Annotated in this window: 8 protein-coding genes and 1 rRNA gene; 4 read left to right on the top strand and 5 right to left on the bottom strand. The window is 71.7% G+C overall.

The genetic code is table 11. The annotated features are described in order from the left end of the window. Nucleotides 1–352: 352 nt before the first annotated feature. Together PSH25_RS11470 and sigJ are read left to right on the top strand one after the other, a co-directional pair. Nucleotides 353–784, top strand: a complete 432-nt coding sequence (locus PSH25_RS11470) for a carboxymuconolactone decarboxylase family protein (protein WP_274527340.1) — start codon at nucleotides 353–355, stop codon at nucleotides 782–784. Further along, nucleotides 781–1,659: an RNA polymerase sigma factor SigJ gene (gene sigJ, locus PSH25_RS11465; protein ID WP_238659073.1), complete on the top strand. Its 879-nt coding sequence runs from the start codon at nucleotides 781–783 to the stop codon at nucleotides 1,657–1,659. Before PSH25_RS11470 ends, sigJ begins: the two co-directional genes overlap by 4 nt. A gap of 36 nt (nucleotides 1,660–1,695) precedes the next feature. Here sigJ and ndk read toward each other — a convergent pair whose 3' ends face one another. After that, nucleotides 1,696–2,121 (bottom strand): nucleoside-diphosphate kinase, encoded by a 426-nt coding sequence (gene ndk, locus PSH25_RS11460; protein ID WP_238659072.1) that lies wholly within the window; start codon nucleotides 2,119–2,121, stop codon nucleotides 1,696–1,698. 142 nt (nucleotides 2,122–2,263) lie between these two features. On the opposite strand from ndk, the gene PSH25_RS11455 reads away from it, so the two are divergent. After that, on the top strand, nucleotides 2,264–3,832 hold the full coding sequence (locus PSH25_RS11455) for a VOC family protein (RefSeq protein ID WP_238659071.1): 1,569 nt from the start codon (nucleotides 2,264–2,266) through the stop codon (nucleotides 3,830–3,832). A 108-nt stretch (nucleotides 3,833–3,940) separates the two neighbouring features. Here PSH25_RS11455 and PSH25_RS11450 read toward each other — a convergent pair whose 3' ends face one another. The 3 genes from PSH25_RS11450 to PSH25_RS11440 are packed head-to-tail and all read right to left on the bottom strand — an operon-like array spanning nucleotide 3,941 to nucleotide 8,321. Further along, a complete protein-coding gene (locus PSH25_RS11450) occupies nucleotides 3,941–4,375 on the bottom strand; it encodes a DUF4233 domain-containing protein (protein WP_238659070.1) in 435 nt (144 codons plus the stop codon). After that, on the bottom strand, nucleotides 4,372–5,706 hold the full coding sequence (locus PSH25_RS11445) for a bifunctional folylpolyglutamate synthase/dihydrofolate synthase (RefSeq protein WP_238659069.1): 1,335 nt from the start codon (nucleotides 5,704–5,706) through the stop codon (nucleotides 4,372–4,374). The genes PSH25_RS11450 and PSH25_RS11445 overlap by 4 nt, the downstream gene beginning before the upstream one ends. Next, nucleotides 5,703–8,321: a valine--tRNA ligase gene (locus PSH25_RS11440; protein ID WP_238659068.1), complete on the bottom strand. Its 2,619-nt coding sequence runs from the start codon at nucleotides 8,319–8,321 to the stop codon at nucleotides 5,703–5,705. Before PSH25_RS11440 ends, PSH25_RS11445 begins: the two co-directional genes overlap by 4 nt. 69 nt (nucleotides 8,322–8,390) lie before the next feature. Between PSH25_RS11440 and PSH25_RS11435 the strand changes: the two genes are divergently transcribed. After that, nucleotides 8,391–9,077: a hypothetical protein gene (locus PSH25_RS11435; protein WP_238659067.1), complete on the top strand. Its 687-nt coding sequence runs from the start codon at nucleotides 8,391–8,393 to the stop codon at nucleotides 9,075–9,077. Between the two features lie 249 nt (nucleotides 9,078–9,326). Here the strand turns inward: PSH25_RS11435 and rrf are convergent. After that, nucleotides 9,327–9,434 (bottom strand): 5S ribosomal RNA (gene rrf, locus PSH25_RS11430); the annotation flags it as partial.

Raw genomic sequence — 9,434 nt, 5'->3', positions numbered from 1 at the left:
GCCAGGCCGGGGCGGCGGTCGCGCCGGCACCGCCCAGCAGGGCGCCGCCGGCGGCTCCGGCACCGACCACCAGGCCGGTCCGCAGCAGGGTACGTCGATCAAGCTCGGTCATGCTTCCTCCCGATCATGGGTTGACCCCGTGGGTCTATCGGGTGGAGGTGACCGTGACCGGCGGCCCGGGTGACGCGAACGCGAACGCCTGTCGTCGGGTCGACGGCCGCTCGTCGGTCGGCGTGCCGCCACCCCGGTCGCGTCGGCGGCATGAGCGGGGTCACAGCCTCGGTTGTCACGACCCACCCCGGCTCAACGTCGTACGGGTGTCGGACCCGATCAGGAGGTAGTCGTGCAACGGATGAACCCGGCCGAGGTCGCACCGCAGGCGTACAAGGCCGTCATGGGGTTGGAGAAGTACGTCCAGACAAACGTCGACCACACCGTGCTGGAGCTGGTGAAGCTGCGGGCGTCGATGATCAACGGGTGCGCGTACTGCGTGGACATGCACAGCCGGGACGCGCTCGCCGGCGGCGAGTCGAGCCGACGACTGTTCGCGGTCTCCACCTGGCGGGAGGCGCCCTTCTTCGACGAGCGGGAGCGGGCCGCGCTGGCCCTCACCGACGCGGTCACCCAGCTCGGTGAGCACGGGGTGCCGGACGAGGTGTGGGACGACGCCGCGAAGGTCTGGTCGGAGAAGGAACTGGCCGACCTCGTCATCGCGATTGCCACAATCAACGTGTGGAATCGGATCGGGGTGACGATGCGGCTGGAGCCTCCGGCCCAGGCGTGACCACCAAGGCGGCAGCAGAGGCGGCCGGTGCGCTCGAGGCGCACCGGCCGATGCTGCTTGGGCTCGCGTACCGCCTGCTGGGCAGCCGGCACGACGCGGAGGACGTGCTCCAGGAGGCGTACCTGCGCTGGCTGGGTGTGGACCGGGCCCGCGTCGACGAACCGCGCCGGTACCTGTCCCGGGTGGTCACCCGGTTGGCCCTGGACCGACTGCGCGCCCGGCAGGCGGCCCGCGAGACGTACGTCGGGACGTGGCTGCCCGAGCCGGTCCCGACCGCGCCCTCGCCGTTCGGGCCGTTGGACCGGGTGGAGCTACGCGACTCGCTCTCCACCGCGTTGCTGCACGTCCTGGAGCGGCTCACCCCGCCGGAGCGGGCGGTGTACGTCCTGCACACGGCCTTCGACCTGCCGTACGCGGAGATCGCCGAGATCCTGGACCGGTCCGCCGCCGACTGTCGGCAGCTGTACCACCGGGCGACCGCGCGGGTACGACAGGAGCAGCGCCGGTTCACCGCCAGCCGCCCGGAGCGGGAGCGGCTGCTGGACGCGTTCCTCGCCGCCGCCCGCGACGGCGACCTGGCGAGGCTCACCGACCTGGTGGCCGCCGACGCCACCGCGTGGAACGACGGTGGTGGTCGGGTGCGGGCCGCCCTCAACCCGGTCACCGGCGCGGACCGGATCGCCCGGTTCTACGCCGGGGTCTACGGCCCGCGTCACCGGATCACCATGGATCCGATCGAGCTCAACGGGGAACCCGCGATGCTGATCACCCGCGCGGACGGCAGTCGGTACACGTTGACCATCGCGGCGGCCGACGGACGGATCACCGGGATCTACGTGGTCGGCAACCCGGCGAAGGTGCCGGCGGTCGGTTGAACGCGGGCGTCGCCGGTCGACCCCGGGCGGTGCGCGTCAGCCCAGTTCGGGGAACCAGAGCGCGATCTCGCGCTTGGCGCTGTCCGTCGAGTCGGAGGCGTGCACCAGGTTCTCCCGGTTGGACAGCGACAGGTCACCCCGGATGGTGCCGGCGGCGGCCTTGCGCCCGTCGGTGGCGCCGACCAGCCCGCGGACCACGTCGATGACCTGGTCGCCGGAGAGCACCAGGGCGACAAGCGGGCCGCCGGTCATGAATTCCTTCAGCGGCGGGTAGAACGCCTTGTCGACGTGCTCGGCGTAGTGCTCGTCGGCGAGCGCGGCGTCCATCGTCCGGTGCACCATCGCGTCGATCCGCAGCCCCTTGCGCTCGAAGCGGGAGAGGACCTCGCCGACCAGGCCGCGGCGAACCGCGTCGGGCTTGATCAGAACGAGGCTGCGCTCATCCGGGCTGTTGCTGGACACGCTGGGTTCCTCCTGTACGCGCTGAACGCTCGGGATCGGTACGGTCAGCCTAGCGACCCGGTCCCGGCGCCGGCGCGGCGGCCGGTCTTTCCCCCGGTGGCCGATCCGGCCTAGCCTGGCCCTGACCCCCGGGAGGTCCACTGTGGCGAATGGCGGGAACCGACCCATCGCGCCGGTACGCAAGCTGATCGGCACGGTGCTGGGCACCGTGGCCACGTTCGTCGTCCTGTTCGGGCTGGGCATGACCAGTTGGGCCATCGTGGCTCTCGGGGTCGCCCTGCTGGTGCTGGCCATCGCGCTGGCGACCGTGCGCGGCGGCGGTCGCACGTGGGTCGTCGGTGTCGGGCACGTGCACAGCGCCTCCGAACCACCCACCCAGTACGCGTTCGGCCGCTGCGAACTGCAACTGGTGATCGACGCTCCTGGTCTGCCGCCGCGGTCCAAGAAGATCATCGAGCCGAGGGTGCCGGTCTCCAAGTGGCCCTCGCTGGGCCAGACCCTGCCGATCCGGGTCGCGTTGGACGACCAGCGGCACGTCAAGGTGCTCTGGGACGAGGTGCCGACCCACGCCGAGACCGCCGCTGCCGTCGCCGATCTCCCGCCGGAGTTCGCCGACGCGGAGGCGATGGACGAGCTGCTGATCCAGCAGGACGCGCCGCCGTGGGCCGACCGGGCGCCCGACGACGATTTCCGCGAGGACTTCCGCGACCCGGTCGGTGACCCGTTCCGGGACCCGCTCGGTGATCCCCTGCGTACCGACCCTTCGCGTACCGATCCCCGGCGCGACGACCTGCGGCGCGACGACCTGCGACGTGACGACCTGCGACGTGACGACCCGGGTGTCGTGCCCGAGGAACGCGAGCCCGTGGTGATGCACCAGAGCCCTGGCGGCCCCGTGGTGTTGGAGGGTGTCGTCGTCGAACCGCAGGCCGGTGGGCTGCCCCGGCGGGCAACCCCGGCGCCGCGCCCGCCCGCCGAGGAGCGCTTCGACGAGCCCGCCGCCGACCGGTTCGACGCTGCGGCGGCGGACGACACGAACGCCCGGCCCGCCGAGGACCCCGTCGACCCGCTTGTCGCACACCGCTCCGACCCATCGCCCAGCGCCCAGCGCTCCGACCAGCCCAGCGCAGAGCGCTCCAACCAGCCCGGCGCACAGCGCTTCGACCCACCGCCCGCGCAGCGGTCCGGTCCCGGCGCGGCCGACCCACTGGACCCACTCGACCTTCCGCTGGACGATCCCTCCCCGGCCGGGGCCGCACGGGCGACCGTGACCGACGAGGAACTGGACCAGGCGATCTTCGGGTTCGACGCCGGCTCGGCCGCCGACCCGGCCGCGCCGATCAGCGGGGTGGGCCTCACCCTGCTGGTCACCGACCTTCCCCGGTCGCTCGGCTTCTACCGCGACGTGCTCGGCTTCAGCGAGGTCGACCAGGGGGCGCACAACGCCGTCCTCGCCTCCGGGACGACCCGGCTCGTGCTGCGCGAGGTGACCGGGGCAGCACCCATCAGCCGGCGTCTGGTGCACGTCAACCTCGAGGTGAACGACATCGAGGCGGCGTACGAGCGGTTGCGCGGGTCGGGCGTCCGCTTCACGTACGCGCCCCGGGTGGTCAACCGGGGCACCAAGCTGGAGGTGTGGGCGGCGGCCTTCCGCGACCCCGACGGCCACGGCGTCGCGCTCACCCAGTGGCGCGAACGCGCCGACGCCTGACCCGGCCCGCCTCCCGCCATCGGCTGACGCCGACCGGGTCGGCTCCCGCCATCGGCTGACGCCGACCCGGCCCGGTCCCGCCTTCGGACGCCGCCGGCCGGGTCGGCGTCAGCCGAGAATGACCCGGCGCACGTGCAACGCGTACGCCCAGACCAGGGCGAAGATGATGCCCAGCCCGAGCAGCGACCAGTGCAGCAGACCACCCAGCAACAGCAGACCCTGGAGCACGGTGCCGGCGTTCCAGGCCCAGGGGCGGCGCATCATCCCGGCGAGCACCACGGCGGCCACCGCCAGTGCCACCACCGCACCGATCGCGGCGCCGCCGAGGTCACCGCCGACCACCCGGATCGGCTGGATCGCCAGCAGGAGCACCAGCGCCTCCAGGCTGAGCGTGCCGGCACCGAGACCGCGTACCGCCCGCTCCGGGTTGCGCAACCCGGAGCGTCGCGGCTGCCCGGCCGTGGGCTCCTCCCCCACCGGCTGCTCGACCGGCGGGCCGGTCGGGTCCTCGGTGGGGTACGGGTCCCGCTCCGGGCCGGTCATCGCTTCAGCAGCCGGCGCGCGTCGGCGACCGTCACCACGGAACCGGTGACCAACACCCCGACCCCGCTCAGCTCACCGGGGACGTCCTCCTCGGCCATCGCCACCGCCAGCTCGATGGCGTCCGGCATCTCCTCGGCCGAAGCCACCCGCTCCTCGCCGAAGATCTCGGCGGCCAGCTCGGCGAGTTCCTCCGTCGGCATCGCCCGTGGCGAGCTGTTACGGGTGACCACGACCTGGTCGACCACCGGCTCCAGCAGCTCCAGCAGCCCCTCCGCGTCCTTGTCGGCCAGTACGCCGATCACGGCCACCAGCTTGCTGAACGCGAACTCCTCCTGAAGCGCGGTGACGGTGGCCTTCATGCCGTGCGGGTTGTGCGCACCGTCGAGCAGGACGGTCGGGGCGTTACGGACCCGCTCCAGCCGGCCCGGGGAGCTGGTCGAGGCGAAGCCCTCCCGGACCGCCTCGATGTCCAGCTGACGTCGGGCCCCCGCCCCCAGGAAAGCCTCCACGGCGGCGAGCGCCACCGCCGCGTTCTGCGCCTGGTGGGCGCCGTGCAGCGGGATGAACACGTCGTCGTACACGCCGCCCAGCCCCTGGAGGGTGAGCACCTGACCGCCGACCGCGACCGCCCGACGTTGCACGCCGAACTCGCCGCCCTCCCGGGCGATGGTGGCCCCGACCTCGGCGCAGCGTTCGAGGAGGGGACCCGCGGCCTCCTCCTCCTGGGCCGCCGCGATCACGGTGGCCCCCGGGTGGATGATGCCGGCCTTGGCCAGCGCGATGTCCTGAATCGTGTCGCCGAGCCACTCGGTGTGGTCCAGCCCGATCGGGGTGATCACACAGACCCCGGCCTGGAGGACGTTTGTGGCGTCCTCGGCACCGCCCAGGCCGACCTCGACCACGGCGATGTCGACCGGCGCGTCGGCGAACGTGGCGAACGCCAGCGCGGTGGTCATGTCGAAGTACGTCAGCGGCTCGTCCGACCGCGCGTCGACCAGCTCGGCCAGCGGTTTGATCTCCCGGTACACCGCCGCGAACCGCTCCTCGCTGACCGGCTCCCCGTCCAGGCTGATCCGCTCCCGGACGGTCTCCAGGTGCGGGCTGGTGTACCGGCCGGTGTGCAGCCCGAACGCCCGCAGCAGCGAGTCGATCATCCGTGCCGTGGAGGTCTTGCCGTTGGTGCCGGTCAGGTGGATCGCGGGGTACGCCCGCTGTGGGCTGCCGAGCAGGTCGAGCAGCGACTCGATCCGGTCCAGCTCGAAGACCATGCGGGTGAAACCGCGGGCGTTCAGCTCGGCTTCGACGGCGGCGAAATCGGTACGGTCGGTCACGAGGGCAGTGTCTCCAGAGCAGCGTCGATCCGGACCAGGTCGGCCTCGGCGGTGGCGAGCCGGTCGCGGATCTTCGCGACCACCGGCTCGGGGGCCTTGCCGATGAAGGCGGGGTTGTCGAGCTTCGCCCGGGCCTGCGCGACCTCCTTCTCGGCCGCCGCGCGGTCCTTCGTCAACCGGGCCCGCTCGGCGGCCACGTCGATCGACCCCCGGGTGTCCAACGCGACACCGACCGCGCCGGGCATGGCCAGCGTGGCGCTGGCCTGGAAGTCGTCGCCCGCCGGATCCAGCCGAACCAGCGAACGGATCAGCGGCTCGTGGGCCGCGATACCCGCGCCGGACAGCCCGTCCAGGCGGGCAGCCACCCGCTGCGTCGGGCGCAGCCCCTGGTCGGAACGGAACCGGCGGATCTCGGTGACCACCCGCTGCACACCGACCAGCTCGGCCTCGGCGGCGTCGTCGACCAGCGACCGGTCGGCCACCGGCCAGGCGGCGGCCTGCACCGTCTCGCCGCCGGTCAGCGCAAGCCACAACTCCTCGGTGACGAACGGGATGACCGGGTGCAGCAACCGCAGCAGCTGGTCGAGCACGTGCCCGAGCACCCGGCGGCTGGCCTCCGCGCGCTCACCGCCCTCGGCGAGCACCGGCTTGCTCAGCTCGACGTACCAGTCGCAGACGTCGTCCCAGGCGAAGTGGTACAGCAGGTCGCACACCTTGGCGAACTCGTACGCCTCGAACTGCTCGTCGACCTCGGCGGTGACGTGCGCCAACCGGGACAGGATCCACCTGTCGACGGTGGAGAGCTGCTCGGTGGGGGGCAGGTCGCCGGTGGTGTGCGCACCGTTCATCAGGGCGAACCGGGTGGCGTTCCAGAGCTTGTTGCAGAAGTTGCGGGAGCCCTGGCACCACTCCTCGCTGACCGGGACGTCCTGGCCGGGGTTGGCGCCCCGCGCCAGGGTGAACCGGGTGGCGTCGGCGCCGTACCGGTCGATCCAGTCCAGCGGGTCGACCACGTTGCCGAACGACTTCGACATCTTCTTGCCGAACTGGTCGCGCACCATCCCGTGCAGGGCGACCACGTCGAACGGCGGCCGGCCGTCCATCGCGTACAGGCCGAACATCATCATCCGGGCGACCCAGAAGAACAGGATGTCGTACCCGGTGACCAGCACGCTGGTCGGGTAGAACTTCGCCAGGTCCGGGGTCTGCTCGGGCCAGCCCAGGGTGGAGAACGGCCACAGGCCGCTGGAGAACCAGGTGTCCAGGACGTCCTCGTCCTGGTGCCAGCCCTCGCCGGTCGGCGGCGCCTCGTCGGGGCCGACGCAGACGATCTCACCCGCCGGGCCGTACCAGACCGGGATGCGGTGCCCCCACCACAGCTGGCGGGAGATGCACCAGTCGTGCATGTTGTCGACCCAGGCGAAGTAGCGCTTGGACAGCTCGGCCGGCTCGATGCGGACCCGGCCGTCGCGCACCGCGTCACCCGCGGCCTGGGCCAGCGGGGCGGTGTTGACGAACCACTGCAGCGACAGCCGTGGCTCGACCGTGGTCTTGCAGCGCGAGCAGTGCCCGACCGCGTGCACGTACGGGCGCTTCTCGGCGACGATCCGGCCCTGCTCCCGCAGCGCTGCCACGATCGCGGGCCGCGCCTCGAACCGGTCCAACCCCTCGAACGGGCCGGGCACGGTGATCACACCGCGCTCGTCCATCACGGTCAGCGCGGGCAGGTCGTGCCGCTGGCCGATCTCGAAGTCGTTCGGGTCGTGGGCGGGCGTCACCTTGACCATGCCGGTGCCGAAGGACGGGTCGACGTGCGCGTCGGCGACGATCGGGATCCGGCGGCCGGTCAGTGGCAGCTCGACCTCGGTGCCGATCAGGTGCTGGTAGCGCTCGTCGTCGGGGTGCACCGCCACGGCGGTGTCACCGAGCATCGTCTCGGCCCGGGTGGTGGCCACCACGACCTCGTCGCTGTAGCGGATCGAGATCAGCTCGCCGTCGTCGTCGGTGTGCTCGACCTCGATGTCGGAGAGCGCCGTCAGGCAGCGCGGACACCAGTTGATGATCCGGTTGGCCCGGTAGATCAGACCGTCGTCGAAGAGCTTCTTGAAGATCGTCTGGACGGCCCGGGTCAGCCCCTCGTCCATGGTGAAGCGCTCGCGGTCCCAGTCGACGGAGTCGCCGAGGCGGCGCATCTGGCCGAGGATGGCGCCACCGGACTCGGCCTTCCACTGCCAGACCCGCTCGACGAACTTTTCCCGGCCGAGATCGTGCCGGGAAAGCCCCTCGGCGGCGAGCTGCCTCTCGACCAGGTTCTGGGTGGCGATGCCGGCGTGGTCCATGCCCGGCAGCCACAGCGCCTCGAAGCCCTGCATCCGCTTACGCCGGGTCAACGCGTCCATCAGCGTGTGCTCGAACGCGTGGCCCATGTGCAGCGAGCCGGTGACGTTCGGCGGCGGGATGACGATGGTGAAGGGGGGCTTGTCGCTGTCGGCGGAGGCCCGGAAGTGCCCGCCGGCTACCCACTGCTCGTACCGTCGCTGCTCTACCTCACCGGGCTGATACTGGCCGGCAAGGGTCGGGGCGTCGGGGCGTCGGGCATCCAGTCTCTCGGTCACCGGACAAGTCTACGGAGGGCTTCCGCAGACCTGACGTGCGCCACCTGCCGTTCGCGTACGGTGTCGGCTATGTCCGACGCACATCTCACCGAGCGGTCGCGCGACGGCGGCCGCGAGCCGGTCGAGCTGACCGAAGAGCCGATCCAGCTCAGCACCCGGGACTCCGGAGGCGACCCCGACGAGCGGTCCGGCGGCTGGTCCCGCCGCCGCAAGATCGGTTGGACGGCCGCACTGGTGGTCGGCCTCGCCGGCGCCGCGGTGCTCGGTGTCGGTGGGCTGCGGGTGGCGCAGCAGAAGGACACCCAACTGACCTCACCCGATCAGGTGGCGGGTCTGACCCGCGACGACAGCGACCGGGCGAAGAGCACTGCCGACTATCTGCGCAGCGGTCTGGCGGCGAACATCGAGCTGGACCGCAGTTTCGGCACTGTCTACCGCGACCCGGCCGACGACAAGCGCTCGGTCCTCATCTTCGGGGGCACCACCCTGCTCTGGCAGCCGGAACGGGACCTGGACAGCCTCTTCCGCCTCATGTCGGATGAGACCGGAGCGGTGAACGGTCTGCGCGAGCTGCCCGCGGGCGGCCTCGGCGGAGTTTTGAAGTGCGGCAGCACCAGCGGTGAGGGCGGGGACTTCGCGGTGTGCGGTTGGGCCGACCACGGCAGCGTGGTCATGGCGATGTTCCCGGGCCGGTCGGTCAACGACGCCGGCGGCCTGCTGCGCAACCTCCGCGACGGCATGCAGACCCGAGACTGACCAAGCACCGCATCCCCGCCCGGAGGCGCCAAGATCGCGCAACATCCTGGTTGTAGTGGCCTCGGCCCGGCCGTGATGCCACTACATCCTGGTTCGAGCGTGACCTTGGCGAATTGGAGCGCCCAGAACCGGCCCGGCCCCACCGCAATGACGTACACGCCGGTGCGGCGGTGCGGCGGTCGCACCGTTCCCTGGGTTGGGGAACGCAGAAAAGGCCACCCCGTTTGGGGTGGCCTTTTCTGAAAGATTGTCCGGCGGCGTCCTACTCTCCCACACCCTCACGAGTGCAGTACCATCGGCGCTGGAGGGCTTAGCTTCCGGGTTCGGAATGTAACCGGGCGTTTCCCCTCCGCCATC

The sequence above is a fragment of the Micromonospora foliorum genome (genome assembly GCF_022229015.1).
GTDB classification, from domain to species: Bacteria; Actinomycetota; Actinomycetes; order Mycobacteriales; family Micromonosporaceae; genus Micromonospora; species Micromonospora foliorum.
The sequence above is the reverse complement of the archived record's forward strand: the minus strand, read 5'-3'. Positions and strand labels throughout refer to the sequence as shown.